The following is a 26,513-nucleotide window of genomic DNA, read 5'->3' as shown; positions in this document are numbered from 1 at the left end:
GTCTGCTGCGCAGCCGAGCGGGAGCAAGCTCCCTCGCCACAGGTTCTTGTGTATGGCTTCAGCGGTTCAGGCGCGTGTCGATCAACCCTTCCACCACGCTTGGATCGGCCAGGGTCGAGGTGTCGCCGAGGCTGTCGAGTTCGTTGCAGGCGATCTTGCGCAGGATGCGCCGCATGATCTTGCCCGAGCGAGTCTTGGGCAGGGCCGGCGCCCACTGGATCAGTTCCGGCTTGGCGAAACTGCCGATCTCCTTGCTGACGTGGGCGAGCAGTTCCTTCTTCAGTTCGTCGTTGGCCTCGACTCCGTCCATTGGGGTGACGAAGGCATAGATGCCCTGGCCCTTGAGATCGTGGGGATAACCGACCACCGCCGCCTCGGCAATGTTGTCGTGCAGCACCAGGGCGCTTTCGATTTCGGCGGTGCCGATGCGATGCCCGGAGACGTTGATCACGTCGTCGATGCGTCCGGTGATCCAGTAATCGCCATCTTCGTCGCGTCGCGCACCATCGCCGGTGAAGTAATAGCCGGGGTAGGGCTTGAAGTAAGTGTCGACCATGCGTTGATGGTCGCCATAGACACTGCGAATCTGCGCCGGCCAGCTGGATTTGATTGCCAGCACACCGCTGCCCGGGCCGCTGATTTCCTTGCCAACTTCATCCAGCAACACTGGCTGCACACCGAACATCGGCTGGGTGGCGCAGCCCGGCTTGAGCCGAGGCGTGCTCACCAGGGGGCTGAGCATGATGCCGCCGGTTTCGGTCTGCCACCAGGTATCGACAATCGGGCAGCGCTGTTCGCCGACCACGTTGAAATACCATTCCCACGCCTCCGGGTTGATCGGCTCTCCCACACTGCCGAGCAATCGCAGGCTTTTGCGGGACGTGTCCTGCAACGGCCCGGCGCCTTCGCGCATCAGCGCGCGCAGGGCAGTCGGGGCGGTGTAGAAGATATTGACCTGATGCTTGTCGATGACCTGCCAGAAGCGCGAACTGCTCGGGTAGCTCGGTACGCCCTCGAAAATCAAAGTGGTGGCACCGTTGGCCAGCGGGCCGTAGACGATGTAGCTGTGGCCGGTGACCCAGCCGACGTCGGCGGTGCACCAGAACACTTCGTTGTCGCGATAGTCGAGTACGTATTTGAAGGTCATCGCCGCTTGCAGCAGATAACCGCCGGTGGTGTGCAGCACGCCCTTGGGCTTGCCGGTGCTACCGGAGGTGTAGAGGATGAACAACGGGTCTTCGGCATCCATCGGCTCAGGCGGGCACTCATCGCTCATCTCGTGCATCGCCTGGTGATACCAGAGGTCACGGCCTTCGACCCAGTTCACCTCGCCCTGGGTGCGCTCGACCACCAGCACGGTGCTGACGTTCGGGCAGCTTTCGAGCGCTTTGTCGACGTTACGCTTGAGCGGTATGAACCGCCCGCCGCGCACGCCTTCGTCGGCAGTGATGACGGTGCGGCAATCGGCGTCGAGGATTCGATCACGCAACGAATCCGGCGAGAACCCGCCGAATACCACCGAATGCACTGCGCCAATGCGAGTGCAGGCAAGCATGGCGTAGGCCGCTTCCGGAATCATTGGCATGTAGATGCAGACCCGGTCGCCTTTCTTCACGCCACGGCTTTTCAACACGTTGGCCAGTCGGCAAACGTGATGGTGAAGTTTTTTATAGGTGATTTCTGCCGATTCGGCGGGATTGTCGCCTTCCCAGATGATTGCGGTCTGGTCACCGCGCGTATCCAGATGGCGGTCGATGCAGTTGGCGCTGACGTTCAGCTTGCCGCCGGCGAACCAGTTGGCTTCACCGCTCTTGAGGTCGTAGCGCTGGACAGTCTGCCAGGGCGTCATCCAATCGAGAAAACGCGTGGCTTGCTCAGCCCAGAACGTGCTGGGGTGTTCGATGGATTCTTTGTAGAGCCGCTTGTACTCGTCCTGACTCAGTTGCGCAGCCCGGCGGACGGCATCGGCGTGGGGGTACTGGCTGATATCGAACATGACGGTTCCTTATTCTTGTTTTGCGACAAGACATAAAGATGCGCCGAGTGAATATCCAGTTCAAGTTGTACATGGAAACAGTGTGGGGCGAGCAAGCTCGCCCCCACCGCTATTTGATCACCATCAGCCGCGATGACGCCCGCGGAAGTAGTCGATCAGGCCTTGGGTCGAAGCATCTTCGGCGGCGGTTTCTTCGCTGCCCACCAGGCGGTTGTAGACGCCCTTGCCCAACTCCTTGCCCAACTCCACGCCCCATTGGTCGAAGGCGTTGATGCCCCAGACCACGCTTTGGACGAAGACTTTATGTTCGTACAGCGCAACCAGCGCGCCGAGGCGGCGCGGGCTGATGCGTTCGACCACCAAGGTGTTGCTCGGACGGTTGCCAGGAATGATTTTGTGGGAGGCCAGTTTCTGCACTTCTTCTTCGCTGGCGCCCTTGTCCCGCAGCTCGGCCTCGGCCTCGACGCGGGTCTTGCCGAGCATCAGCGCCTGGCTCTGGGACAGGCAGTTGGCGTACAGCCATTGGTGATGGTCGGAAACCGGGTTGAAGCTGACGATCGGCACGATGAAGTCGGCCGGGATGAATTGAGTCCCCTGGTGCAACAGCTGATGGTAAGCGTGCTGGCCGTTAGCGCCGACGCCGCCCCAAATCACCGGACCGGTGTCAGTGGAGACCGGCGTACCGTCCTGGCGCACGCTCTTGCCATTGGATTCCATGTCCAGTTGTTGCAAGTGCTTGGTGATGTTGCGCAGGTAATGGTCGTACGGCAGGATCGCATGGCTCTGCGCACCCCAGAAGTTACCGTACCACACGCCCAGCAGCGCCAGCAGCACCGGCATGTTCTGTTCAAACGGCGCACTCTGGAAATGCTGGTCCATGGAGTAGGCGCCGGACAGCAGTTCCTTGAAGTTCGACATGCCGATGGCCAGGGCAATCGGCAGGCCAATGGCCGACCACAGCGAGTAGCGCCCGCCGACCCAGTCCCACATCGGGAAGATATTCTCTTCGCGAATGCCGAAGGCCACGGCGGCGGCGTTGTTGCTCGATACCGCGATGAAGTGGCGGTAGAGCTCCGCTTCCGAGCCACCCTGGGCCAGATACCAGGCACGCGCCGCCTGGGCGTTTTTCAAGGTTTCGAGGGTGTTGAAAGATTTCGACGAGACGATGAACAGCGTGGTCTCGGCGCGCAGCTTCAGGGTCAGCTCGTGGAACTCGCTGCCGTCGATGTTCGCCAGGTAATGACAGCGAACGCCTTTATGTGTGTAGGACAACAGCGCTTCGGACACCAGCTGAGGGCCGAGAAAGGAGCCACCGATGCCGATGTTCACCACGTCGGTGATAGGCTTTTCGGTGTAGCCGCGCCATAGGCCGTCGTGGATGCGGCCCACCAGGTCGGTAATCTGGTTCAACACCTTGTGCACATCGGGCATCACATTGGAGCCGTTCACCAGCAGCTTGTCGCCCACCGGGCGACGCAGGGCGGTGTGCAGGGCGGGACGGTTCTCGGAGGCATTGACGATTTCGCCTTCGAACAGCGCCTTGATTGCGCCCTGGAGGTCGACTTCGTTGGCCAGGCCCACCAGCAGGTCACGGGTCTGGGCATTGATCAGGTTTTTCGAGTAGTCGAGAAACAAGCCACAGCTGGAAAGGGTGAAATGATTGAAACGCTGCGGATCGGCATTGAACGCTTCGCGCATGCTGAAATCCTGCATGGCTTTGCGGTGGTCATTCAGCGCTTGCCAGGCGGGCAGAGCGGTCACGTCTTGAGGAGTTCGGTAGTACGCCATCGCTGCGGGTTTCCTTTTTACTTGAACGACCTTTTGTACACTAAAAATTCCGGCGAGGCCCTCGGAGGGCGTCCGGACAACTGCGTCGACACGATCGCCGGGCACAGGGCGAATACAGTAAACCTCGCGTTGCGATCTGTCTTGACTTTGTCTGACCGTGTCCCGGTACTTTTTTATACAACCGGGCTGGGAATGGCCCGACAGGCGGGCTGGTCAGGCAACCTGGACCGGAATGGCGTTGCTGGTGTGGCTCAGTTCGTTGCCCGGCGCCATGTACAGCATGCGCGGCTTGAAGTTGAGCAGCTCCGCTTCGCTGTAGTGGGCGTAGGCGCAAATGATGACGCGGTCGCCCACCTTGGCCTTGTGTGCCGCAGCGCCGTTGACCGAAATCATCCGTGAGCCTTCTTCGCCACGAATGGCATAAGTGGTGAAGCGCTCGCCGTTGTCGACGTTGTAGATCTGGATCTGTTCGTACTCACGAATGCCCGACAAATCCAGCCATTCACCGTCAATGGCGCAGGAGCCCTCGTAATCGAGCACGGCGTGAGTGACTTCGGCGCGGTGCAACTTGGCCTTGAGCATGATGGCGTGCATGAGTGTTTCCTCTGGTCGGGTCCGAACGGCGCGCAGTTTGCCCGAAGGCTGGCAAGGCGGCAATAACGCGCAAAACCGCCTATGGAAGCGAGTGGCTTCGCTCCCATAGACGGCCTGGCTATCTCAGACGAGCGCGTCGAGGTCCAGGTGCAGGTTGTCGATCAACCGGGTGGTGCCCAGGAAGGCGGCAATAAGGATCACCAGGTCGCGATCCTCTTGGGTGGCCGGACGCAAGGTCCGGGCGTGACGGATTTCCAAGTAGTCGGGGCGCAGGCCGGCCGTTTCGAGTTGCTTGAGCTGCTCGGCGGTCAGCGCCGGATAATCCCGTTGTCCCTGCTTGATCGCCTCGGCTATCTGGCCCAGGGCGCGATAGACCACCGGCGCGACGGCGCGCTGTTCGGGGCTGAGGAAGCCGTTGCGCGACGACAGCGCCAGGCCGTCTTCGGCGCGCACGGTCGGCTCGCCGATGATCTGGATCGGCATGTTCAGGTCATGGACCAGAGCGCGGATCACCGCCAGCTGCTGGAAGTCCTTCTGGCCAAACACCGCGAGATCCGGCTGGACCATGTTGAACAGCTTGCTGACGACTGTCGCCACACCCTCGAAGTGCCCTGGCCGGCTGGCACCGCACAGTCCTTCGGACAGCTGTGGGACGCTGACGCGGGTCTGCCCGGCCATGCCGTCGGGATACATTTCCTCGACGCTTGGCGCGAACAGCAAATGGCACCCGGCCTGGAGCAGCTTTTCCTGATCGGCCGCCAGGGTGCGGGGATATTTGTCCAGGTCTTCGCCAGCACCGAATTGCAGCGGGTTGACGAAGATGCTCGCCACGACAAAGTCGGCCCGTTGCGCCGCCTTGGTCACAAGCGCCATGTGGCCGCTGTGCAGATTGCCCATCGTCGGGACGAAAGCGATACGTTTGCCTTCGCTGCGGGCACGGGCCACGGCGGCTCGCAGTTCGCGTACGGTCTTGACGGTGTTCATGCAGAGAATCCGTGTTCGGCGCCCGGGAAGGTCACGCCCTTCACTTCGGCAACATAAGCCCCGAGCGCGGCCTGGATAGTGCTTTGCCCGGCCATGAAGTTCTTCACGAACTTGGGCACGCGACCCGTGATCGACAGGCCGAGCATGTCGTGGAGCACCAGCACCTGGCCATCGGTGGCGCTGCCAGCGCCGATGCCGATCACCGGGATCTTCACCGCCTGGGTTATTTCTTCAGCCAGCTCGGTGGGTACGCATTCGAGCAGCAACATCGCGGCGCCCGCCTGCTCCAGGGCAATGGCATCGGCGCGCATCTGCCGTGCCTGGTTTTCATTACGACCCTGAACCTTGTAGCCGCCGAGGATATTCACCGCCTGCGGGGTCAGGCCCAGGTGCGCGCACACGGGAATGCCGCGTTCGGCCAGCAGGCGGATCGAGTCGGCGAGCCACAGCGCGCCTTCGACCTTGACCATGTGGGCACCGGCCTGCATCAGCATGGCGCTGTTGGTCATGGTTTGATCGAGGGTGGCATAGGCCATGAACGGCAGGTCGGCGAGGATCAACGCATCGGTGTTACCGCGTTTGACGGCGGCCACGTGGTAGGCCATCTCGGCGGTGGTTACCGGCAATGTGCTGTCGTGACCTTGCAGCACCATGCCGAGGGAGTCGCCCACCAGCAGCACTTCGACACCGGCCTCATTGCAGGCATGGGCGAAGGTGGCGTCATAGCAGGTCAGCATGGTGATCTTTTCACCTTTTTGCTTGAGACCTTGCAGCGTGGTCAGGGTAATAGCTGGCATGTAAAAGTCCTCATTAGGCGCTCGAATACAGGCGCACCCTCTATGCGTGGTGCTTGTAAGGCCCGGATTGCGCCCTTCAGCGCCGCGTTGGCGGCAACGGGACGCCTATAGTCGTGAGGAGTACCGGGGAAGTCAATTGGATGTGTTACCGCCGGGTGTTACCGAGGTTACTGATGCGTTTCAGCTGGGAGGCGCGCCCAGATTGTGACTGTCTGGTACCGCAACCTAAGGATGGTCCAGGCGCTCGAGGCCGAGAAACGGGCACTCGGCGAGCAAGTCCTTGAGCAGGCGGCCGTCGGCCAGGCGCAGGTCGGCGGGCGCCAACTCCGCCAGCGGATAGAGCACGAAGGCCCTGGCTTGCATGTGGTAATGAGGGACTTTGAGGCGGGGCTCGTCGATCAGCCGATCACCGAACAGGAGGATATCCAGGTCGAGGGTGCGCGGGCCCCAGCGCTCCAGGCGCTCGCGGCCCTGGCCGGTTTCGATGGCTTGCAGCGCATCGAGCAAGTCCAGCGGCGCAAGGCTGCTGTCCAGCGCGGCCACGGCATTGGTGTAGCGCGGCTGGCCGGGGAGCAGGGAGTCGCTTTGATAAAACGCTGAAACCCCCACCAGTCGAGTCTCGGACAGTCGCGCCAGGGCTTCGATGGCGCTGCGCAACTGTTCGGCGGGTTCGGCCAGGTTGCTGCCCATGCCGACGTAGATGCGTTCCATCGATTACTCGTCCGAGGCGCTTGGCACACCGGCACGTTTACGCTTGGCGCCACTGCTGCGCCGACGCTTGCGCGGGCCGCTGGCGCCGTCGTCCTTGCCGCTGAGCTCGCGGATCATGTCGCGGCGTTCGCTGTCGTTGGCATCCTGGTAATCAGTCCACCATTCGCCCAGGCCATCGGTCTGTTCGCCGGCGCTTTCGCGCAGCAGCAGGAAGTCATAGCCGGCGCGGAAACGCGGGTTGTCCAGCAACAGATCGGCACGTTTGCCGCTGCGCCGTGGCAGGCGCTCCTGCATGTCCCAGATCTCGCGGATCGGCATCGTGAAACGTTTGGGAATCGCGATGCGCTGGCACTGTTCGGCAATCAGCTGGTGGGCGGCTTCCTGCATTGCCGGGATCGGCGGCATGCCACGCTCCTGCAAGCGTAATACCCGGGCGGGCAGTGCAGGCCAGAGCAAGGCGGCGAACAGGAACGCTGGGGTCACCGGTTTGTTCTGCTTGATGCGCAGGTCGGTGTTGACCAGCGCTTCGCTGATCAAGGTGTGGGTGTAGGTCGGGTTGTATTCCAGCGCCTCGGCACTGGCCGGGAACAGTGGGTCGAACAACTGCAGGTCCACGAGCATTTCAAAAGTATCTGCGGCGTGGCCCGACAGGAACAGCTTGAGGACTTCCTCGAACAGGCGCGCCGAAGGAATCTCCCTCAGCATCGGGGCGAGTTCGCGAATCGGCATGGCGCTGTGCTTCTCGATGCCGAAATCCAGCTTGGCAGCGAAACGCACGGCCCGCAGCATCCGCACCGGGTCTTCCTGGTAGCGCTGCTTGGGATCGCCAATCAGCCGGATGAGACGGTTGCGGATGTCGTGTACGCCATTGGCGTAATCGAGAATGCGCTCGCTGACCGGGTCGTAATACAGGGCGTTGATGGTGAAGTCGCGGCGTTGCGCGTCTTCTTCCAGCGTGCCGTAGACGTTATCGCGCAGGATGCGTCCGCTCTCGTTGCGAGAAGACTGGTTGCTATCTTCTTCCTCATCGCTTTGCGGATGGTTGGCGCGGAACGTCGCCACCTCGATGATTTCGCGGCCAAAGTGGATATGCACCAGCTTGAAACGGCGCCCGATGATTCGCGCATTGCGAAACTCGGCCCGTATCTGCTCAGGCGTGGCGCTGGTGGCAACGTCGAAATCCTTGGGGGTGATGTTCAACAGCATGTCGCGCACGCACCCGCCGACCAGATAAGCCTGGTAGCCGGCGTTCTGCAGGCGTTCGACGATGTTCACCGCATAACGGCTGAATTGGGCCTTTTGCAATGAATGCTGGCCGCTGTTGAGCACTTCAGGCGTGCTGCGAATGTGTTGCGTACGACGCAAGGGAGAACGGAATGACTGGAACAGCTTCTTCAGCATGGGAGGCACTGTTTGAAGGAATATTCGGCCAAAAACAAAGAATGACCGCATGATGGGCGGGGATTCTAGCATTTAGTCGAGGGATGGTGTAGGACACAGGAGTTTTGAGCTGCAAGCTTTAAGCGACAAGCTCTGTAGGAGGCTTCGGGGCAGGGAATGACAGAAACCACAAGGGGAGCCGAAGCTCCCCCAGAATTAGTTGCGTACTCGTTTTTATTATTGGTTTCGGGCTTCTTGTTTTTGTTGAGTGCCCGCGCCACGAAGTTTTCCCTTCGTGACCCTCCCAATCGGGAGCCAAGAGCAAACGGATTGCTTTGGTCGCTGTGTTGCAGTGATCTATCGATCCAACCAGTTCAGGCACCTGTCTTGAGACAGTTTTTATTGTTCTCGGCCTGGTTGCGGGGCAAGCCCCAAATACAACGCCTCTCCAAAAGAATCAGTTAGCTGCGCCTCTCGCCGTCTTGTTTTTATTGTGCGTGAGTCGATTCGTCTTATTTTTATTGTCTTGTGCATTGCTTGTTATTGTTCTTGTACCAAAGCTATAGCAGGGTGCGTGCCAACTTTTGTCAGGCCCAGAGAAACCGGAGGTTCTATGGTTATGCCGGTTTTTTCAGGGCGAAAAAAAGCCGGGGTTTCGTTACCGTAAACCCCGGCTTCTGTTACGTGAAAAAGCTGCGGTAACAGTTTTTTCACATTCGGCGGTGTTACCCGCGCATCAGCTTTCGCTGGCGACCCCGGTCTTGCGCCGTGGTATGCCCAGGCGTTGGCGGCGTTCCCACAGGCATTTGCGACTCACGCCCAGCTTGCGAGCCAGCTCGGTCTCGGTCATGTGATCCTGGTGTTCCAGGACGAAATGCTGGAAGTAGTCTTCCAGTGACAGGTCTTCGGTGGGCTCGTGGCTGTTGTTGTTCGCACCGCCTTGCTGAGGTGCGAGACCGATGAACTCGTCATCGTCCAGGTCGCTCAATTCAATGTCGATACCCAGCAGGTCAGCGGAAATTTCCGGACTTTCGCATAGGATTACCGCTCGCTCCACAGCGTTTTCCAGTTCACGGACGTTACCAGGCCAGGCGTAGTGACGAATGGCCTGCTCGGCGTCCGGGGCGAATTTCAGGTCGGTGCGGTTGACGCGCGCGCTCTGACGGGCAAGAAAGGCACTGGCGATTTCGTTGACGTCCGCGCCGCGTTCGCGCAGGGGCGGCAGCTTCAGGGCGATCACGTGCAGCCGGTAATACAAGTCTTCCCGGAACTGGCCGATTTTCGCCAAGCTCTTGAGGTCCCGGTGGGTCGCCGCGATCAGGCGTACATCGACCTTTTGCGACTGGACCGAACCGACCCGGCGGATTTCGCCCTCCTGGAGCACCCGCAGCAATCGCGCCTGGGCTTCCAGCGGCAGTTCACCAATTTCATCGAGGAACAGCGTGCCGCCATCCGCCGCTTCCACCAGGCCGGCGCGTCCGGCGCTGGCGCCAGTGAACGCACCTTTTTCATGGCCGAACAGCTCGGACTCGATCAGGCTTTCCGGAATGGCTGCGCAGTTCACCGAAATCATCGGTGCCTTGGCCCGACGGGAAAGATTATGCAGCGCCCTGGCCACCAGCTCCTTGCCAGTACCTGACTCGCCCTGGATCAAGACGTTGGAGTCGGTCGGTGCCACTTTGCGGATCTTGCCGTAAAGGTCCTGCATGGGCGGGCAAGAACCGATGATGCCGATTTCACCGTTACTGTTGCTGGCGCCTGCCTTGCCTGGAGCCGCCTTGCCGTTCGTCGGTTCGGAGGGCTGGCTGATCGCCGTTTGCCGATCGCGCAGGATGCGGGCCACGGCCTGGAGCATTTCGTCGTGGTCGAACGGTTTGGCGATGTAGTCCACGGCCCCCATTTTCATGGAGTCGACCGCCGAGCGCAGGCTGGCGTAACTGGTCATGATCAGCACGGGCGTGCCCTGGCCGAGCTTGATCAGTTCGGTGCCGGGGGCGCCGGGCAGGCGCAGGTCGCTGACGATCAAGTCAAACGTTGGAATGCTGAAGCGCTCTTGTGCTTCCTGCACAGAACCGGCTTCGCTGACCTGGTACTGGTTGCGTTCCAGCAGGCGGCGCAAGGCGGAGCGGATAATTGTTTCGTCTTCGACGATCAAAATGTGCGGCATTGATTCGATTCTCTCGACGGTCTCAGTTCACAGCGGACGTCGCTTCGACATGACGTGGCAAGGTTACCCGGATACGGGTGCCGCGCTGGCTCTGAACATCGGCCGGGCTGTCGATGGTGATTTGTCCATAATGCTCTTCAACGATGGAATAGACCAGTGCGAGGCCCAGACCGGTGCCCTCGCCAGGATCCTTGGTGGTGAAGAAAGGTTCGAACAATCGATCCATGATGTTCTGTGGGATACCGCTGCCTTCGTCTTCGACGATCAGGTCGACCGTATGTTCGAAAGCTTCGCTCTTGACGCGCACCGCACTGCCGGCCGGTGAAGCGTCGCGCGCGTTGGACAACAGGTTGATCAGCACCTGGGCGAGCCGCTGAGGATCGCCATCGACCCAATGATCCGGATCGCACAGGTTGAAAAACTGGACTTCGAAATTGCGTCGGTTGAGCGCCAGCAGGCCGATGGCGTCCTGGGCCACTTCGGCCAGGCAGACCGGTTCGTCGTTGTGCTGGTGGCCGCCGGCATGGGCGAAACTCATCAAGGACTGGACGATGCGCGAGACCCGCTTGGTCTGCTCAAGGATCTGCCCGCTGATTTCCGTCAGTTCGCCGTCGTCCTCGCGCTCTTCGCGCAGGTTCTGGGCCAGGCAGGCGATGCCAGTGATCGGATTGCCGATTTCGTGGGCGACGCCGGCGGCCAGTCGACCGATGCTGGCCAGCCGCTCGGAGTGGACCAGCTTGTCTTCGAGCATCTGGGTGTCGGTCAGGTCTTCAACCAGCAGCACCAAACCGCTGTTACCGGGCGCCAACGGCTCGTCGATGGCTGCCTTGTGCAAATTGAGCCAACGGGTCTGGCCGTCGAGCGCCAGGTGTTGTTTATGCAGGTGTTCGTCGGGCAGGTCGATGAAGCCTTGCAGCAGGCCTTTCCACGGCTCGCCCAAGGTGCTCAAGCGCGAGCCGACCACGCGCTGGGCGGCGATTCCGGTCAGCTCTTCCATGGCCCTGTTCCACATGAGGATCTCCTGATCCTTGGCCAAGGAGCAGACGCCCATCGGCAGCTCCTGCAGGGTCTGGCGGTGATAGCGGCGCAGGGCATCCAGTTCGGCAGCCAGGCCGGTGAGGCGCGAATGGTAGTCCTCGAGGCGGCTTTCGATGAAGTGGATGTCTTCGGTCACGTAGTTTTCGCCGCCCGCCTTATAAGGCAGGAAGGTCTCGACCATGTCCTGGGCCACGCTGGGGCCCATCAGGCCGGACAGGTTGGCTTCGATCCGATCGCGCAAGCGGCGCAAGGCGTAGGGGCGGCGTTCATCGAATGGCAGGTAAAGGTCGCGCAGGGCCTGTTCGACTTCCTTTTGCGCGGCCTTGGCGCCCAGGGGCTTGGCCAGTTGCGTGGCGAACTCCTGGGGTGAGGCGGCATGCAATTCGCGGCGTTGCGGGCGGCGCACGTTATCCACCGCGCAGGCTTCGGCGGCGCTGGCTTCTTCACTGCTGGCGTTGGTGAACAGTGAAATCAAGGTAAACATCAGCACGTTCGCCGCCAGCGAGGCGATGGCTGCCATGTGCCAGCTGGTGTCGTCGAGCACGTAGATCATGTTCAGCAGCGGAATATAGAAACCTTGCAGGTTGCCGAGCAGCGGCAACAGCATGGCGACCAGCCAAACCAGGATCCCCGCCAACAGCCCGGCGATAAAGCCTCGACGGTTGGCGGTTGGCCAATACAGCACCGACAGTACGCCTGGCAGGAACTGCAAGGTTGCGACGAACGCGACGATGCCCAGGTTAGCCAGGTCCTGCCCGTCGCCCAGCATCAGGTAGAAGCCGTAGCCAGCCATGATGATCGCGACGATCAACGCCCGACGAGTCCATTTCAGCCAGCGGTAGATATTTCCCTCCGCTGGCGGCTGGTACAGCGGCAGCACCAGATGATTGAGGGCCATGCCCGACAGCGCCAGCGTGGTCACGATGATCAATCCGCTGGCCGCCGACAGGCCGCCTATATAGGCCAGCAAGGCCAAGGCCTTGTTGTTGGCGGCGATGCCGATGCCCAGGGTGAAGTATTCCGGGTTGGTACTGGCGCCCAGCTTCAGCCCGGCCCAGAGAATCAGCGGCACGGCCAGGCTCATCAACAGGAGGAACAGCGGCAGGCCCCAGCTTGCGCTGACCAGCGAGCGCGGGTTGAGGTTTTCGGTAAAGGTCATGTGGTACATGTGCGGCATCACGATCGCCGAAGCGAAGAACACCAGCAGCAGTGTGCGCCATGGGCCTTCTTGCAAGGGCGTGTGCAAGGCGGCGAGGGCGGTCTGGTTCTGCAGCAGCCAGAGCTCAAGCTGCTGCGGACCGTCGAACACACCATACAAGGCATAGAGGCCGACACCGCCGATGGCGATCAGCTTGATCACCGACTCAAAGGCGATCGCGAACACCAGGCCTTCGTGCTTTTCCCGGGTAGCGATGTGCCGGGAGCCGAAGAAGATCGTGAACAGGATGATCAGGACGCAGAAGCTCAACGCCACGCGATGCTGCACCGGTTCGCGGGTCAGGATACTGATTGAGTCAGCCACGGCCTGCATTTGCAGGGCCAGCAGCGGCAAGACGCCGACCAGCATGAAAATGGTGGTCAGTGCGCCGGCCCAGGTGCTGCGGAAACGAAAGGCGAACAGGTCGGCCAGCGATGAGAGCTGGTAGGTGCGGGTGATTTTCAGGATCGGATAAAGCAGCACCGGTGCCAGCAGGAACGCACCGGAGACCCCGAGGTAGCTGGACAGAAAACCGTAGCCGTACTGATAGGCCAGGCCAACCGTGCCATAGAACGCCCAAGCGCTGGCATACACGCCCAGCGACAGGGTGTAGGTCAGCGGATGGCGGATGATTGCCCGGGGGATCATGCCTCGTTCGCTGATCCAGGCCACGCCGAACAGCACCGCCAGGTAGGCGGCGCTGATCAGGATCATCTGGGTCAGGCTAAAGCTCATCGGCATCTTTTTGGCTCTGCAGGATGAAGGTCACGACGATCAGGATCAGCCAGAGCAGATACGGCCGATACCAGGCGCCCGTGGCGTCGATCCACCAATCCATGATGGCCGGGGAGAACAGGTAGATCCCCACTACCAGGAGCAGGACCAAGCGATAGATGTACATCCCGGCCTCTCTTGTTTATGCGCGTGCCCGAAAACGTGCGGCGATGGTAACGGATGGGCGCCAAGCTGCAAGGGCCGTCAACGTATTTGCGCTTCGGGCAAGGTCAGCGTGCGTGGGATCAGCGTCGCATCCCAGTGACGCGAGCCCCAATCCAGCAGCTCCCGAGGGTTGGCGTCGTCCATCTCGCAAGGCGGTTGTTGGCCCAGCGCCCTTAATGCTCGCAACAGCAGCGGCGCGGCCTGATCGGCGGCCAGCGGTGGCGAGCGGTAGCTTTTGCCGAGCTTGTGCCCGTCCGGCTGGGTAATCAACGGCACGTGCAGGTAGCGCGGTTGCGGCAATCCGAGCAGCTCTTGCAGGTAGAGCTGGCGCGGCGTGGAGTCCAGCAGATCGGCGCCCCGCACGATATCGGTGACCCCCTGCCAGGCATCGTCCAGCACCACGGCCAACTGGTAGGCATAGAGTCCGTCGCGACGGCGGATCACGAAGTCACCGGCTTCGCGACCCAGGTGCTGGCGGAACTCGCCCTGGACCCGGTCGATGAAATGATATTCGAGCTCGGGGACGCGCAGGCGGATGGCCGCGTCCTCGGTATCGTGGCCGGCGTTACGGCAAAGGCCCGGGTAAATGCCTTGATACGGTTCCAGTTGCTTGCGCGAACAGGTACAGGCGTAGGCCAGGCCTTGGCTGAACAAACGATCGATAACCTGCTGGTAGGTTTCATGGCGGTCGCTCTGGCGCACCATTTCGCCGTCCCATTCAAAGCCGTAGCTTTCCAGCGCCTTGAGGATTGCCACTTGCGCGCCGGGTTCTTCCCTTGGCGGATCAAGGTCCTCCATGCGCAACAACCAGCGCCCGCCCACCGCCCGGGCGTCGAGGTACGAGGCCAGCGCGGCGACCAGCGAGCCGAAATGCAGGTGGCCGCTTGGGGTGGGGGCGAAGCGCCCGATATAGGAGGCGGTAATGGTCATAGGGCGCAGGTTACTGAGTCCAAGCCGGTAGAAATACACATTTTGCGATCTGATTGTCCCCGACCGGGTTTTGCCTGCTGGCGAAACGTCGGAAACAAAAAACGGAGCGTATGAACGCTCCGTTTCAATGACAGCCCCGGCGATTATTTGCCGACCTGTTTTTCCTTGATTTCCGCTAGGGTCTTGCAGTCGACGCACATGTCAGCGGTCGGACGTGCTTCCAGTCGCTTGACGCCGATCTCGACGCCGCACGACTCGCACCAGCCATACTCTTCGTCTTCGATCAATTGCAACGTCTTGTCGATTTTCTTGATCAGCTTGCGTTCACGGTCACGGGCACGCAGTTCGAGGCTGAATTCTTCTTCCTGGCTGGCACGGTCGGCCGGGTCGGGGAAGTTGGCAGCGTCGTCCTTCATATGGTCCACGGTGCGGTCGACTTCCTGCATCAAGTCCTGTTTCCACTTATTCAGGATCTTGGTGAAGTGCGCGCGCATCGGGGCGCCCATGTACTCTTCGCCCGGTTGTGGGATATACGGCTCAAACCCGCTGAGCGACTGATTTTGATTCTGCTTTGCTTGGGTGGGCATGAATGGACCGCCTCTACTCTTGTAATCCACTACGCAGGATTGCTCCATCACCGACACCTGCCGGCCCTGCGGCTGCAAGCGGGCGAACTTACCAGATCAAATCGGGCCGCGCTACTCCCGGTTGTCGAGCCTGCAGCGGCCGGGCCCTGTAAAACGTGGCCGGGTTCGCGTCGGTGGGGATGCAATCCTGCTCAATGCTTGATTCTAGTCAAGCCTGGGCCAATCGCCGGAACCATTTCCAGCGATCTACGGGCTAGGACCGCTTTCGATTCGCGCTCGTTCCCGCACCGGTTCCGGAGTTGGGTAGAATCGGTTCTTTTCAGGCGAAGGAAGGCTAATGGCCCAGCCCTACAGTGCACGCAGCCGTGCCATCGAACCTTTCCATGTCATGGCGCTGCTGGCGCGCGCCAACGAATTGCAGGCCGCCGGGCACGATGTCATTCACTTGGAAATCGGCGAGCCGGACTTCACCACCGCCGAGCCGATCATCCGTGCCGGCCAGGCCGCCCTGTCAGCGGGCAAGACCCGTTACACCGCTGCGCGCGGCATTCCCGAACTGCGCGAGGCGATCGCCGGTTTTTATGCTCAGCGCTACGGCGTGGACATCGATGCCCGGCGCGTCCTGGTCACCCCGGGAGGTTCTGGCGCGTTGCTGCTGACCAGCGCCTTGCTGGTGGATCCAGGCAAGCATTGGCTGTTGGCCGACCCGGGCTATCCGTGCAACCGCCACTTCCTGCGCTTGATCGAAGGCGCGGCGCAACTGGTGCCGGTAGGGCCGGACGTGCGCTATCAGTTGACCCCGGACCTGGTGGATCGCCATTGGGACCAGAACAGCGTGGGGGCATTGGTGGCATCGCCGGCCAATCCGACCGGGACGATCCTCAGTCGCGATGAAATGGGCGGTCTGTCGAAGACCATCAAGGCGCGCAACGGCCATCTGGTGGTGGATGAGATCTATCACGGCCTGACCTACGGCACCGATGCCGCCAGCGTGCTGGAAGTCGATGATGATGCATTCGTCCTCAATAGTTTTTCCAAGTATTTCGGCATGACCGGTTGGCGGCTCGGTTGGCTGGTGGCTCCTTCGGCCGCTGTCGGTGAGCTGGAGAAACTCGCGCAGAACCTCTACATCAGTGCGCCGAGCATGGCCCAGTACGCGGCTCTGGCCTGCTTCGAGCCGGCAACCATCGAGATTTTCGAGCAGCGTCGGGCCGAGTTCGCGCGGCGCCGCGACTTCCTGCTGCCCGCCTTGCGTGAGTTGGGGTTCGGCATTGCGGTCGAGCCCCAGGGCGCGTTTTACCTGTACGCCGACATCAGTGCATTCGGCGGCGATGCCTTTGCGTTCTGCCAGCATTTTCTTGAAACCGAACACGTGGCGTTCACGCCGGGACTGGATTTCGGTCGCCATCAGGCCGGCCACCATGTGCGTTTCGCTTATACCCAAAGCCTGCCGCGGCTTCAGGAAGCAGTGGAGCGAATTGGACGTGGATTACGGAGCTGGCAAGGCTGATGCGTTTCTCTCCTGATTTGGAAGAGGGGCGGCTGATTCGACGTTACAAGCGTTTTTTGGCCGATATCGAGACCGTTCACGGCGAAGTGATGACGATTCACTGCCCTAACACCGGTTCGATGCTCAATTGCATGGCCGAGGGTGCGCGCGTCTGGTTCAGCCGCTCCAGCGATCCCAAGCGCAAGTTGCCCGGCACCTGGGAGATCGGCGAAACCCCACAGGGACGGTTGGCCTGCATTAATACGGCGCGGGCCAACGCCCTGATCGAGGAAGCGCTGCGCGCCGGTGTCATCCGCGAACTGAACGGTTTTACCGGGTTGAAGCGGGAAGTCGCCTACGGCGTGGAAAACAGTCGTATCGACTTTCGACTGGACTACGCTGATCACAGCTCGGCCTGGGTCGAGGTCAAGAGCGTCACCCTGGGTTTCGACGGTACAAACGTGGCGGCGTTTCCCGATGCGGTGACACTGCGCGGAGCCAAGCACCTGAGGGAGCTTGCCTGTCTGGCCCGGCAAGGCGTGCGCGCCGTGCAGTTGTATTGCGTGAACCTGAGCGGCATCGACGCGGTGCGCCCGGCGCAGGAAATCGATCCTGTCTATGCCGCCGCGTTGCGCGAGGCGGTGGCAGCAGGGGTGGAAGTACTGGCTTATGGCGTGACCTTGACGCCGCAGCAGATGTGGGTGGATTGCCGGCTTCCGGTGCTGTTGGAACCGCTACAGGTCGACCCAGAGGCCTTGATTGTCCTCCCGACTTTCTAGCGCCGCGAGGAATTGGCCTGCACAGGGCCCCGCGACGCATTCGCCGCTTTCGATCAGAAACAGCGCGCCATGGGTAGCGCATTGGATCAGGCTGGCGCTGGCGTCGAGGAACTGGTCGGGTTGCCATTCCAATGGCACGCCGCGATGCGGGCATCGATTCAAATAGACGTAGGCCTGGCCCGCACGGCGCACGGCCAGCAGCTTGCGCCCCTCGATGTCGAAGCCGCGACTGCCGTTGTCGGGCAGCTCGGCGGCGGCACACAGAAATTTCATGGCGTTCTCGAACGGTGAGCGGGCTCGCTCGATTTGGATGTGTCGGGAAGTGTCCGCGCTTGACGGTCAAATGAAAACAATTATCAAATGGCGCCTCCTTCGCAGGTGACAGGATACTGGGTCCGAAGGGTTCCATGTTCAGCCCTGCGAAAAACATCCTTGAGGAAGCTGCCTGATGCGCCTGAATGTTCGCGTTGCTGCGCTCTGTCTCGTCCTGCTCGCCAGCCAGCAAGCGCTGGCTGCCGATCTGCCGCAACGCTGGGTAAGCGCTGGCGGTGCCTTGTCGGAGTGGGTCAGTGCGCTCGGCGGGGAATCGAAACTGGTGGGGGTGGACACCACCAGCCAACATCCCGAATCGTTGCGGGCGCTTCCCAGTATTGGCTATCAGCGACAGCTCTCGGCGGAGGGCGTGCTGAGCTTGCGTCCGCAGATCCTGGTGGGTACTGAAGAAATGGGGCCGCCTCCGGTGCTGGCGCAAATCCGCAGCGCGGGTGTGCAAGTCGAACTGTTCTCGGCGGCGCCGAGCCTGGCGGCGCTGCAAGCCAATTTGCGGCACTTGGGACAATTATTGGGCGCCGAGGCCAAGGCCGCGGCCTTGTTCGAGGGTTATGAACAGCAACTCGCCGAGCACGGCGCCCGGTTAAACGAAGCCCGGCTCAAGCAAAAGTCGCCGGGCGTATTGCTGCTGGTGGGCAATGCTGGCGGCAAGACGCTGATCGCTGGCAAGGACACCGCCGCCGATTGGCTGCTGCAACAGGCCGGCGGTCAGAACCTGGCGACCCACAGCGGTTACAAACCTTTCTCCCTGGAAACCTTGGCCAGCCTGAATCCTGAAGTGCTGGTGTTCGCTGATCGTGCCTTGAGCGGAGAAGAAGCCCGCGTGGCGCTGTTCAAGGAAAACCCAATCCTATCTTCGACCCGGGCCGCCAAAGACGGGCGCGTCATGGCGCTGGATCCTACGCTGCTGGTCGGCGGATTAGGCCCGAGATTGCCGCAAAGCCTGGAGGCGTTGACGAACGGGTTCTACCCGGCCAAGAAGCCATGACGACATTGCTCAAGCCGCGCGCGTTGTTCATCGGCCTGGGACTGCTGTGTCTGTTGGCGATCTGGCTGTCCCTGGCCTTGGGGCCGGTGAGCTTGCCCCTGTTCGATACCGCGCGTGTCGCCTTGCGCCTGTTGGGACTGCCGGTTGACGCCGATGGGCTGGAGCAGGCCGAGCTGATCCTTGGCCAGATTCGCCTGCCGCGCACCTTGCTGGGGCTGGCGGTTGGCGGCGTATTGGCGCTTTCCGGCGTGGCGATGCAAGGGCTGTTTCGCAATCCCCTGGCCGATCCGGGGCTGGTGGGCGTATCCAGCGGCGCAGCGCTGGGTGCCGCTTTTGCGATTGTCGGTGGCTCGGCGCTGGGTGGGTTGCCCGAAGCGTTGGGGCCCTACGTGTTGTCGTTGTTTGCGTTTATTGGCGGCCTCGGGGTGACGGCACTGGTCTATCGCCTTGGTCGGCGCAACGGCCAGACGCATGTCGCCACCATGCTTCTGGCGGGTATTGCCCTGACCGCGCTGTCCGGCTCGGCGGTCGGCTTGTTCACTTACCTGGCGGACGATGCGACGTTGCGGACCCTGACATTCTGGAACCTGGGCAGCTTGAACGGGGCCAGCTATGCGCGGTTATGGCCTTTGCTGCTGGTCAGCGCGGGCGTGGCGATCTGGTTGCCACGTCGAGCGCGGGCGCTCAATGCATTGCTGCTCGGCGAGTCTGAAGCCGCGCACCTGGGCATTGATGTCGAACGGCTCAAGCGGGAGTTGGTGTTCTGCACGGCATTGGGCGTTGGGGCAGCGGTCGCGGCGGCTGGAATGATCGGCTTTGTCGGGTTGGTGGTGCCGCATCTGGTGCGGCTGATGGCCGGGCCCGACCATCGCATCCTGTTACCCGCCTCTGTGCTGGCCGGCGCGAGCCTGCTGTTGTTTGCCGACCTCGTGGCGCGCCTGGCGTTATCTCCCGCGGAGTTGCCGATTGGCATCGTCACGGCTTTCATAGGGGCGCCGTTCTTTCTTTATCTCCTGTTGCGAGGGCGCGCCTGATGTTGCGAGCGCAGGACTTGCACATTCATCGTGGTCGGCAAACGGTATTGGCGCAGGTCGACCTGGAACTCATTCCCGGCCAGGTGCTGGGCGTGCTCGGCCCCAACGGTGCGGGTAAAAGCACTTTGCTCGCCGGGCTCTGCGGCGAGTTGCGCCCGGCCCAGGGACAGGTTTGGCTGGATGACCGGCCTTTGGCCCAATGGGACGGTACCGAGCGTGCCCGGCGCCTGGCCGTGTTGCCACAGTCCTCGACGCTGGATTTTGCGTTCCGTGTAGAAGAAGTGGTCGGCATGGGGCGCCTGCCTCATCAGAGCGGCCAGGTGCGTGACGCGCAAATCGTCGAGTCGGCATTGCAGGCCGCCGACGCTGCGCATTTGCAAGGCCGCAACTACCTGAACCTGTCTGGCGGCGAGCGCCAGCGGGTGCACCTGGCGCGCGTGCTGGCGCAGTTATGGCCAGGAGAAGCGGGGCAGACCTTGTTGCTGGACGAACCGACCTCGATGCTCGATCCGCTGCATCAGCACACCATCTTGCAAGCGGTGCGTGAGTTTGCCGGTCGCGGCGCGGCGGTGTTGGTCATCCTGCATGACCTGAACCTGGCGGCGCGCTACTGTGATCGCCTGTTACTGCTCGCCTCGGGCCGTCCGGTGGCCCTGGACACGCCCCGGCACGTGCTGCGCCCGGAGCCGCTCAAAGCGGTGTTTGGCCTGGACGTGTTGGTGCAATCTCATCCTGAGCGCGGGCATCCATTGATCATTGCCCGCTGAGGTTACCTGGAGAACGCCGATGCGCCTGTTGCTTGTCCTGGCTTTGAGTCTGTTGGCGGCGTGTCAAACGGTTGCACCGCCAGCGGTTGACGGGCGGATCCGCGATTTGCAAAACGACCAATTCGTCACACCACAAATGCTGGTTGAACGGCTGGCAGTGGCTCATCGGGTGGTGCTGGGGGAGCAGCACGACAATCGTGACCACCATGCGCTGCAAGGTTGGTTGCTCAAGGCCTTGGCCGACCAGCGTGCCCAAGGCAGCTTGCTCTTGGAAATGCTCACGCCGCGCCAGCAGCCGCGGGTGGACGCGGTTCGCCGGTTACCGGCCTTGCCTGAGGATCTGCCCGAGGCACTGGATTGGTCGCCGGGTTGGGATTGGAGCCTGTATGGGCCAGTCGTCGAGTTCGCCCTGGCGCAGCCTTATCCGGTATTGGCTGCCAATCTTGATAACGATGAAATCCGACAGGTCTATCGCCGGGCTCCCGCCTTGAGCGGTGTTCATGCCAATACGGCCGCTGTGAGAACCGTGCTGCTGGAGCAAATCCGCGAATCCCACTGTGACCTGCTGCCGGAATCGCAAATGCCGGCGATGTTGGCTGTCCAGCAGCAGCGTGACCGGCGCATGGCCGAGCGATTGCTTGAGGCGCCGACACCGGCGTTGTTGCTCACTGGCGCCTGGCACGCCAGAAGGGATGTCGGCGTGCCGTTGCATGTGCTTGATCTGGGGGGCAGCGACGCCCCCGTCGTCCTGATGCTGGCCGAGGAGGGTAGTGAGGTCACGGCGGCCATGGCGGATTACGTGTGGTACACCCCGGCTACGCCCCCTCAGGATTACTGCGCTCAGATGCGCGAACAGCAGGAAAAGTGATTCTTGCGGGCAAAAAAAGACCCGGCAAAAGCCGGGTCAAATAACCGTGATTAGCCTGATGAGGAGATATCTGAGAGTCCGAACCAAGGGCTGTTCAAATATCGACCAGTCTCGCGACCGGATGTGCTAATCATAGCGATTCTCATTACCATGTCAAACACTGTTTTCCGATTTCTCGAAATCTTTGGCTGCAACACTGCGCATGGGTACAAAAATGGTCAGGCTTTGTGGCGCGCCGCCAGGGCGTCCAGCTGTTTATTAAGGGCTTCCTTGCGCTCAGGGGGAATATCGTTCCAATGCACGTCCATCAGCGCGCCCTCGATGGCGTACAGCAATACTTTGGAAGCGCGAAAGCCGCGAGTGCGAACGGCGCGATAGGCGTCCACCGCACCGAGCCGACGTAGGTCCGAGGCGCTGTGAATGCCGGCGGCGTGCAGCCACTGGGCTGATGTCTTGCCCAGGTTCTTTAGATGTTGCAGTTCGTCATTCATCGAGCCTCCTTGCGAACGGCCGACTGGTGCAGTGGGCAAGCTTCTCAGGAGTGTAGCGCTCAGTAGGAAAAGCGTGATTCTTTGGTGGGATGCGGCGCAAAAGCTTCTAATGCATTACGCACGATGGTCAGGATGACGGCAAAAGCCATCCTCCAGCGCGGGCGGGAGCGCTGGAGATTGTTTCTTGCTAGGGCACGGGGTGCCGCTAGTTCAGCGGGTGCGGTAGCGCAGGCGCGTGCCGAAATTCATCGACATCAGGATCTCGTCGGCGGACAGCTCGGGCGGAAAGTAGGCACCGGAAATCTGCGCGTGAGCGAGGCTCGCCCCTTCAAGTGACGACTTGCGAAAGTCGATGCCGCGCAAATCGGCGGAGCGGAAGTAGGCGTCAGTGAAATCCACGTCGTCTGCGTTCAGTTCCCGCAGGTCGAGGCCGCGAAAATCGCCGCCGCGCATGTCCACCGGGCCTTGAGGACGTTCACTGTTGAAGCCGGCAATATCATCCTTACGCAGCAAGGCATAAAGCGGGGTGTCGAGAAGCTTGGGATGACTCATGTCAGATCACCTGATGGTTTTATGACGCCAGTATAGTGCCATCACTTGATAGCCGTGAAGCCGGGCGTCGCTTCACGGCTGAAATAGTTGCTTACAGACCCGGCAAGCGTTGGCGAATCTGCGCAACCACGACATCCAAGGTACCACTTTCGTTGGTTTGGACCCGTTTGCTGCAGAGGATTTCAGCTGGCGTCAGGGCTTCGCGGCTGGCCTGCTGGGAGGCGATGACGCCAAGGTTTGCGTCGGATGGATCATTCTGGTCGGCTTGGCGCTGGGCGAGCCTGCTTTCGATCACCGCTTGCGGCGCGTCGCAATCGAGGATCAGGAACGGCGCGCCCGTGCCTTCGGCGATTTTGGCTGCGGCGTCGCGCTGATCATGCTTGAGGTAGGTGGCGTCGATCACCACCGGGAAACCGGCGTGCAGGATCGAATCGGCAATTTCATGCAGGCGGTTGTACGTGGCGCCGCTGGCATCGCTGCTATAAATGCCGGCTTGTGGGTCGTTCGGTACTTGCTGCTCACCGAACAGGCGCTTGCGCTCCACGTCCGAGCGCAGGCGAATCGCACCCAGAGCCTCTACCAGGCGCATTGCAACGTGGCTTTTACCGACGGCCGAAATGCCGTGGGTAATCGCAAGGAAGCGCGATGGAATGGTGCTGTAGCTTTCGGCCAGGTTGGCGTAGTTGCGGTATTGGCGCAGGGTGGTTGCGCGTTGTACCGGGTCGGCTTCGGCGGGCATGCTGAACAGCGCGACCTTGGCGCGGACCAGGGCGCGGTAGGCTTTATAGAAGTTGAGCAGCTCCAGGCCCCGGTAATCGCCTGTCAGTTCCAGATACTGGCTGACGAACCGCCGCGCCAACGACTTGAGGCCCCGGTCTTCCAAGTCCATCGCCAGGAAGGCGGTGTCGGCGTAGACGTCAGTGAAGCGGAATGGCTCGTTGAATTCGATGCAATCGAAAATCACCACGTTGCTGTCGATCAGGGTGATGTTGCCCAGATGGATGTCGCCGTGGCATTCACGGGTGAAGCCTTCGGCCTTGCGCTGTGCCAGCAGCGGCTTGAGGCGTTCGAAGCTGCTTTCGGCCCAGGCTTGCAGGGCTTCAAGTTGCAGCAGGTCTGCCTTGTCGCTGAGGAATGGACGGATCTGTTCGAAGTTCTGTCGCACCGGCGCCATGACGCTGTCCGGTGTACCTGCGGCGTTATCGGTGGGCACCTTGGGCGTCGAGAGGTGGAACTGGGCAATCTGCGCGGCCATTTCGTCGATATGCGCAGTGGTCAGCTCGCCGTTGGCCTGCAGCGTGCTGAGCAATTGACTCTGTGGGAACTGACGCATCTTCAGGGCGTATTCGATGGCCGGGCCGTCACCGCCCAGGCTTGGCGCTTCGGCGCTGCCGGTAATAGGCAGCACTTCCAGGTACAGATCCTGGGTCAAGCGCTGGTTCAGGCGCAACTCTTCGTCACAGAAATGCTTGCGTGCCTCGAGGCTGGTGAAATCAAGGAAGCCGAAGTTGACCGGCTTCTTGAATTTGTAAGCGTAGGGCCCCGTGAGCAATACCCAGGAAATATGGGTCTCGATGACCTGGAACCCTTCGACGGGATGCGTGAAAAGGGCGGGGTTTTGCAGGGCAACGATCAGTGATTGGCTCACGGGCGATCCTTCAGAGTCTGGAAAAATTCAAGGCCGTCATTATGGCGGCAAGCGGCGCTAACGCAAACCGGATGACCTGTGTGGTTGGGCTCATGTTGAAGCGCAGCAAAGTGCGTATAATCCGCCGCCATGACTCGTACCCGATCCCCCCGCACCCCTAAAAAACCACCCGCCAGCCGCTTGCGGCCTTGGCTGGGCTGGGCCCTTAAACTCGGCCTGGTGGGCCTCGTCGTGCTCGCCGGTTTTGCCGTTTACCTTGACGCCGTGGTCCAGGAGAAATTCTCCGGCAAGCGCTGGACCATACCGGCCAAGGTCTACGCTCGGCCGCTGGAGCTGTTTGTCGGACAAAAGCTGAGCCGGGATGATTTCCTGACCGAACTTGATGCTTTGGGTTATCGCCGTGAAAGCGTTGCCAATGGCCCGGGCGCGGCCTCGATCAATGGCAATACCGTCGACCTCAACACTCGCGGCTTCCAGTTTTATGAAGGGATGGAGCAGGCGCAACCAGTGCGGGTGCGCTTCTCCGGCGACTACGTGGCGGCGTTGACCGGCGCCAACAACGCCAAGCTGTCCGTGGTGCGCCTTGAGCCGCTATTGATTGGCGGCTTGTACCCCAAGAACCTCGAAGACCGGATCCTGATCAAGATCGACCAGGTGCCGCCGTTCTTGCTCGAGACCCTGATCGCTGTCGAGGACCGGGATTTCTATCATCACTTTGGCGTATCGCCCAAGTCGATTGCGCGGGCTGTCTGGGTCAATACGTCCGCCGGCCACATGCGCCAGGGCGGTAGTACGCTGACGCAACAGCTGGTCAAGAACTTCTACCTGACCAACGAGCGCAGCCTGACCCGAAAGCTGACCGAAGCCATGATGGCGCTGTTGCTGGAGCTGCACTACAGCAAGCCGGAAATTCTCGAGGCTTACCTCAATGAAGTGTTCGTCGGCCAGGACGGCCAGCGCGCGGTGCACGGTTTCGGCCTGGCCAGCCAGTTCTTCTTCAGCCAGCCGCTGTCCGAGCTCAAGCTGCACCAGGTGGCGTTGCTGGTCGGCATGGTCAAGGGGCCATCTTCCTACAACCCGCGTCGCAATCCGGAACGTGCCCTCGAGCGACGCAACCTGGTGCTCGACCTGTTGCAGCAACAAGGCGTGGCGACAGCCGAGCAGGTCGAGGCAGCGAAAAAGATGCCGCTGGGCGTGACCAAGCGCGGCAGCCTGGCGGACAGCTCGTTTCCCGGTTTCATGGACCTGGTCAAGCGTCAGCTGCGCGAAGACTACCGTGACGAAGACTTGACCGAAGAAGGCCTGCGGATCTTCACCAGTTTCGACCCGATCCTGCAGATGAAGGCCGAGGCTTCGGTCAACGATACCTTCAAGCGATTGGCGGGGCGCAAGGGCTCCGATGAAGTCGAAGCCGCCATGGTGGTGACCAACCCGGAAACCGGCGAAGTCCAGGCGATGATCGGCAGCCGACAGGCCAGTTATGCTGGCTTCAACCGGGCATTGGACGCCGTGCGCCCGATCGGCTCGTTGATCAAGCCGGCGGTTTATCTGACCGCCCTGGAAAAACCGAGCCAATACACGCTGACCAGTTGGCTGTCCGACGAGTCATTCTCGATCAAGGGCGCGGACGGTCAGGTCTGGACGCCACAAAACTATGATCGTCGTCCCCACGGAACGGTGTTCCTGTATCAGGGACTGGCGCATTCGTACAACCTCTCGACCGCTCGGCTCGGGCTGGAAGTTGGCGTGCCAAACGTGCTCAAGACCTTGGCGCGCCTGGGGGTGACTCGCGAGTTCCCGGCGTTCCCATCGATGCTGTTGGGGGCCGGCGGCCTGACTCCGATTGAAGTGGCCGCCATGTACCAGACCCTGGCCAACGGCGGCTTCAATACCCCGATGCGCGGTATTCGCAGTGTGCTCACCGCTGACGGCGAGCCACTCAAGCGATATCCGTTCCAGGTCCAGCAGCGCTTCGATCCTGCTTCCATTTACCTGATCCAGAGCGCCATGCAGCGCGTCATGCGTGAAGGCACCGGCAGCTCGGTCTACAACGTGCTTCCGCGAACCCTGACGCTGGCGGGCAAGACCGGCACCAGTAACGATTCGCGCGACAGTTGGTTCGCCGGGTTCAGCCAGGATTTGCTGGCGGTGGTCTGGCTTGGACGCGACGATAACGGCAAGACGCCGTTCACCGGCGCCACCGGTGCGTTGCAGGTGTGGACCAGTTTCATGCGCAAGGCCGATCCGTTGCCGCTGGATATGCCGCAGCCGGACAACATCGTCCAGGCCTGGGTCGATTCGCGCACCGGACAAGGTTCCGACGCCAATTGCCCGGGCGCCGTCCAGATGCCGTATATTCGCGGCAGCGAACCGCCGCCCGGCCCAGCATGCGGCGGTCAGAATCCCGCCGAATCGGTGATGGATTGGGTCAAGGACTGGATGAATTAAGCAAAGAGGG

General features: G+C 61.4%; 23 protein-coding genes. 7 read left to right on the top strand and 16 right to left on the bottom strand.

The window, feature by feature from the left end; genetic code table 11:
• Positions 1-58: 58 nt before the first annotated feature.
• From acs to dksA, 12 genes are all read right to left on the bottom strand, one after another.
• Positions 59-1,996: an acetate--CoA ligase gene (gene acs, locus J3P95_RS21475; RefSeq protein WP_434558667.1), complete on the bottom strand. Its 1,938-nt coding sequence runs from the start codon at positions 1,994-1,996 to the stop codon at positions 59-61.
• A gap of 123 nt (positions 1,997-2,119) precedes the next feature.
• Positions 2,120-3,784, bottom strand: coding sequence for a glucose-6-phosphate isomerase (gene pgi / locus J3P95_RS21470; protein WP_434558666.1), 1,665 nt, complete (start codon positions 3,782-3,784; stop codon positions 2,120-2,122).
• A gap of 213 nt (positions 3,785-3,997) precedes the next feature.
• Positions 3,998-4,378 (bottom strand): aspartate 1-decarboxylase, encoded by a 381-nt coding sequence (panD, locus tag J3P95_RS21465; RefSeq protein WP_003228271.1) that lies wholly within the window; start codon positions 4,376-4,378, stop codon positions 3,998-4,000.
• A 123-nt stretch (positions 4,379-4,501) separates the two neighbouring features.
• Positions 4,502-5,362, bottom strand: a complete 861-nt coding sequence (panC, locus tag J3P95_RS21460; protein ID WP_434558665.1) for a pantoate--beta-alanine ligase — start codon at positions 5,360-5,362, stop codon at positions 4,502-4,504.
• Positions 5,359-6,159: a 3-methyl-2-oxobutanoate hydroxymethyltransferase gene (panB, locus tag J3P95_RS21455; protein ID WP_434579741.1), complete on the bottom strand. Its 801-nt coding sequence runs from the start codon at positions 6,157-6,159 to the stop codon at positions 5,359-5,361. The genes panC and panB overlap by 4 nt, the downstream gene beginning before the upstream one ends.
• A 225-nt stretch (positions 6,160-6,384) precedes the next feature.
• Positions 6,385-6,870, bottom strand: a complete 486-nt coding sequence (gene folK, locus J3P95_RS21450) for a 2-amino-4-hydroxy-6-hydroxymethyldihydropteridine diphosphokinase (RefSeq protein ID WP_434579743.1) — start codon at positions 6,868-6,870, stop codon at positions 6,385-6,387.
• A gap of 3 nt (positions 6,871-6,873) precedes the next feature.
• Positions 6,874-8,271, bottom strand: coding sequence for a polynucleotide adenylyltransferase PcnB (locus tag J3P95_RS21445; RefSeq protein ID WP_434558662.1), 1,398 nt, complete (start codon positions 8,269-8,271; stop codon positions 6,874-6,876).
• 715 nt (positions 8,272-8,986) lie between these two features.
• Positions 8,987-10,417: a sigma-54-dependent transcriptional regulator gene (locus J3P95_RS21440; protein WP_434558661.1), complete on the bottom strand. Its 1,431-nt coding sequence runs from the start codon at positions 10,415-10,417 to the stop codon at positions 8,987-8,989.
• A gap of 22 nt (positions 10,418-10,439) precedes the next feature.
• Positions 10,440-13,394, bottom strand: coding sequence for a sensor histidine kinase (locus J3P95_RS21435; protein WP_434558660.1), 2,955 nt, complete (start codon positions 13,392-13,394; stop codon positions 10,440-10,442).
• Complete coding sequence (locus J3P95_RS21430) at positions 13,378-13,554, bottom strand: hypothetical protein (RefSeq protein WP_003176118.1); 177 nt, start codon at positions 13,552-13,554, stop codon at positions 13,378-13,380. The genes J3P95_RS21435 and J3P95_RS21430 overlap by 17 nt, the downstream gene beginning before the upstream one ends.
• Positions 13,555-13,631: 77 nt before the next feature.
• Positions 13,632-14,516 carry a tRNA glutamyl-Q(34) synthetase GluQRS gene (gene gluQRS, locus J3P95_RS21425; RefSeq protein ID WP_434563931.1) on the bottom strand — a complete coding sequence of 295 codons (885 nt, stop codon included), beginning with the start codon at positions 14,514-14,516 and terminating at the stop codon, positions 13,632-13,634.
• Positions 14,517-14,665: 149 nt separating this feature from the next.
• Positions 14,666-15,109: an RNA polymerase-binding protein DksA gene (dksA, locus tag J3P95_RS21420; RefSeq protein WP_434558659.1), complete on the bottom strand. Its 444-nt coding sequence runs from the start codon at positions 15,107-15,109 to the stop codon at positions 14,666-14,668.
• 337 nt (positions 15,110-15,446) lie between these two features.
• Here dksA and J3P95_RS21415 point away from each other — a divergent pair, with 337 nt between their 5' ends.
• Both J3P95_RS21415 and sfsA read left to right on the top strand, forming a co-directional pair.
• On the top strand, positions 15,447-16,619 hold the full coding sequence (locus J3P95_RS21415) for a pyridoxal phosphate-dependent aminotransferase (RefSeq protein WP_434626115.1): 1,173 nt from the start codon (positions 15,447-15,449) through the stop codon (positions 16,617-16,619).
• A complete protein-coding gene (sfsA, locus tag J3P95_RS21410) occupies positions 16,619-17,377 on the top strand; it encodes a DNA/RNA nuclease SfsA (protein WP_434558657.1) in 759 nt (252 codons plus the stop codon). The genes J3P95_RS21415 and sfsA overlap by 1 nt, the downstream gene beginning before the upstream one ends.
• Here sfsA and J3P95_RS21405 read toward each other — a convergent pair.
• On the bottom strand, positions 17,333-17,650 hold the full coding sequence (locus J3P95_RS21405) for a Rieske (2Fe-2S) protein (RefSeq protein ID WP_434579748.1): 318 nt from the start codon (positions 17,648-17,650) through the stop codon (positions 17,333-17,335). The genes sfsA and J3P95_RS21405 overlap by 45 nt on opposite strands.
• Positions 17,651-17,825: 175 nt before the next feature.
• On the opposite strand from J3P95_RS21405, the gene J3P95_RS21400 reads away from it, so the two are divergent.
• From J3P95_RS21400 to J3P95_RS21385, 4 genes are read left to right on the top strand one after another with little or no spacing between them, the layout of a single operon-like run.
• The gene (locus J3P95_RS21400) at positions 17,826-18,695 is read left to right on the top strand and encodes a heme/hemin ABC transporter substrate-binding protein (protein WP_434579750.1); all 870 of its coding nucleotides are present in this window, start codon (positions 17,826-17,828) and stop codon (positions 18,693-18,695) included.
• A 50-nt stretch (positions 18,696-18,745) separates the two neighbouring features.
• Positions 18,746-19,729: a FecCD family ABC transporter permease gene (locus J3P95_RS21395; RefSeq protein ID WP_434581158.1), complete on the top strand. Its 984-nt coding sequence runs from the start codon at positions 18,746-18,748 to the stop codon at positions 19,727-19,729.
• Complete coding sequence (locus J3P95_RS21390) at positions 19,729-20,496, top strand: heme ABC transporter ATP-binding protein (RefSeq protein ID WP_434579752.1); 768 nt, start codon at positions 19,729-19,731, stop codon at positions 20,494-20,496. Before J3P95_RS21395 ends, J3P95_RS21390 begins: the two co-directional genes overlap by 1 nt.
• A gap of 19 nt (positions 20,497-20,515) precedes the next feature.
• Positions 20,516-21,364 carry a ChaN family lipoprotein gene (locus J3P95_RS21385; RefSeq protein WP_434558653.1) on the top strand — a complete coding sequence of 283 codons (849 nt, stop codon included), beginning with the start codon at positions 20,516-20,518 and terminating at the stop codon, positions 21,362-21,364.
• Between the two features lie 218 nt (positions 21,365-21,582).
• On the opposite strand, the gene J3P95_RS21380 is transcribed toward J3P95_RS21385, so the two are convergent.
• The 3 genes from J3P95_RS21380 to J3P95_RS21370 form a co-directional block, all read right to left on the bottom strand.
• The gene (locus tag J3P95_RS21380; RefSeq protein ID WP_434579754.1) at positions 21,583-21,855 is read right to left on the bottom strand and encodes a TfoX/Sxy family protein; all 273 of its coding nucleotides are present in this window, start codon (positions 21,853-21,855) and stop codon (positions 21,583-21,585) included.
• A 210-nt stretch (positions 21,856-22,065) separates the two neighbouring features.
• Positions 22,066-22,407: a pentapeptide repeat-containing protein gene (locus J3P95_RS21375; RefSeq protein ID WP_434558652.1), complete on the bottom strand. Its 342-nt coding sequence runs from the start codon at positions 22,405-22,407 to the stop codon at positions 22,066-22,068.
• A 91-nt stretch (positions 22,408-22,498) separates the two neighbouring features.
• Positions 22,499-24,055 (bottom strand): AAA family ATPase, encoded by a 1,557-nt coding sequence (locus tag J3P95_RS21370; RefSeq protein ID WP_434579757.1) that lies wholly within the window; start codon positions 24,053-24,055, stop codon positions 22,499-22,501.
• A 129-nt stretch (positions 24,056-24,184) separates the two neighbouring features.
• Between J3P95_RS21370 and mrcB the strand changes: the two genes are divergently transcribed.
• A complete protein-coding gene (mrcB, locus tag J3P95_RS21365) occupies positions 24,185-26,503 on the top strand; it encodes a penicillin-binding protein 1B (protein ID WP_186613140.1) in 2,319 nt (772 codons plus the stop codon).
• Positions 26,504-26,513 lie beyond the last annotated feature (10 nt).

This window comes from Pseudomonas sp. Z5-35 (assembly GCF_051131945.1).
In the GTDB taxonomy this organism is placed as follows: domain Bacteria; phylum Pseudomonadota; class Gammaproteobacteria; order Pseudomonadales; family Pseudomonadaceae; genus Aquipseudomonas; species Aquipseudomonas marvdashtae.
Note: the sequence above shows the minus strand (reverse complement) of the source record. Positions and strands in the feature narration are given on the sequence as shown.

What these genes read in the sequence shown, in the direction of transcription:
- acs (WP_434558667.1), bottom strand. Translation starts at nt 1,996, where the DNA reads ATGTTCGATATCAGCCAGTACCCCCACGCCGATGCCGTCCGCCGGGCT.
- pgi (WP_434558666.1), bottom strand. Translation starts at nt 3,784, where the DNA reads ATGGCGTACTACCGAACTCCTCAAGACGTGACCGCTCTGCCCGCCTGG.
- panD (WP_003228271.1), bottom strand. Translation starts at nt 4,378, where the DNA reads ATGCACGCCATCATGCTCAAGGCCAAGTTGCACCGCGCCGAAGTCACT.
- panC (WP_434558665.1), bottom strand. Translation starts at nt 5,362, where the DNA reads ATGAACACCGTCAAGACCGTACGCGAACTGCGAGCCGCCGTGGCCCGT.
- panB (WP_434579741.1), bottom strand. Translation starts at nt 6,159, where the DNA reads ATGCCAGCTATTACCCTGACCACGCTGCAAGGTCTCAAGCAAAAAGGT.
- folK (WP_434579743.1), bottom strand. Translation starts at nt 6,870, where the DNA reads ATGGAACGCATCTACGTCGGCATGGGCAGCAACCTGGCCGAACCCGCC.
- J3P95_RS21445 (WP_434558662.1), bottom strand. Translation starts at nt 8,271, where the DNA reads ATGCTGAAGAAGCTGTTCCAGTCATTCCGTTCTCCCTTGCGTCGTACG.
- J3P95_RS21440 (WP_434558661.1), bottom strand. Translation starts at nt 10,417, where the DNA reads ATGCCGCACATTTTGATCGTCGAAGACGAAACAATTATCCGCTCCGCC.
- J3P95_RS21435 (WP_434558660.1), bottom strand. Translation starts at nt 13,394, where the DNA reads ATGCCGATGAGCTTTAGCCTGACCCAGATGATCCTGATCAGCGCCGCC.
- J3P95_RS21430 (WP_003176118.1), bottom strand. Translation starts at nt 13,554, where the DNA reads ATGTACATCTATCGCTTGGTCCTGCTCCTGGTAGTGGGGATCTACCTG.
- dksA (WP_434558659.1), bottom strand. Translation starts at nt 15,109, where the DNA reads ATGCCCACCCAAGCAAAGCAGAATCAAAATCAGTCGCTCAGCGGGTTT.
- J3P95_RS21415 (WP_434626115.1), top strand. Translation starts at nt 15,447, where the DNA reads ATGGCCCAGCCCTACAGTGCACGCAGCCGTGCCATCGAACCTTTCCAT.
- sfsA (WP_434558657.1), top strand. Translation starts at nt 16,619, where the DNA reads ATGCGTTTCTCTCCTGATTTGGAAGAGGGGCGGCTGATTCGACGTTAC.
- J3P95_RS21405 (WP_434579748.1), bottom strand. Translation starts at nt 17,650, where the DNA reads ATGAAATTTCTGTGTGCCGCCGCCGAGCTGCCCGACAACGGCAGTCGC.
- J3P95_RS21400 (WP_434579750.1), top strand. Translation starts at nt 17,826, where the DNA reads ATGCGCCTGAATGTTCGCGTTGCTGCGCTCTGTCTCGTCCTGCTCGCC.
- J3P95_RS21390 (WP_434579752.1), top strand. Translation starts at nt 19,729, where the DNA reads ATGTTGCGAGCGCAGGACTTGCACATTCATCGTGGTCGGCAAACGGTA.
- J3P95_RS21385 (WP_434558653.1), top strand. Translation starts at nt 20,516, where the DNA reads ATGCGCCTGTTGCTTGTCCTGGCTTTGAGTCTGTTGGCGGCGTGTCAA.
- J3P95_RS21380 (WP_434579754.1), bottom strand. Translation starts at nt 21,855, where the DNA reads ATGAATGACGAACTGCAACATCTAAAGAACCTGGGCAAGACATCAGCC.
- J3P95_RS21375 (WP_434558652.1), bottom strand. Translation starts at nt 22,407, where the DNA reads ATGAGTCATCCCAAGCTTCTCGACACCCCGCTTTATGCCTTGCTGCGT.
- mrcB (WP_186613140.1), top strand. Translation starts at nt 24,185, where the DNA reads ATGACTCGTACCCGATCCCCCCGCACCCCTAAAAAACCACCCGCCAGC.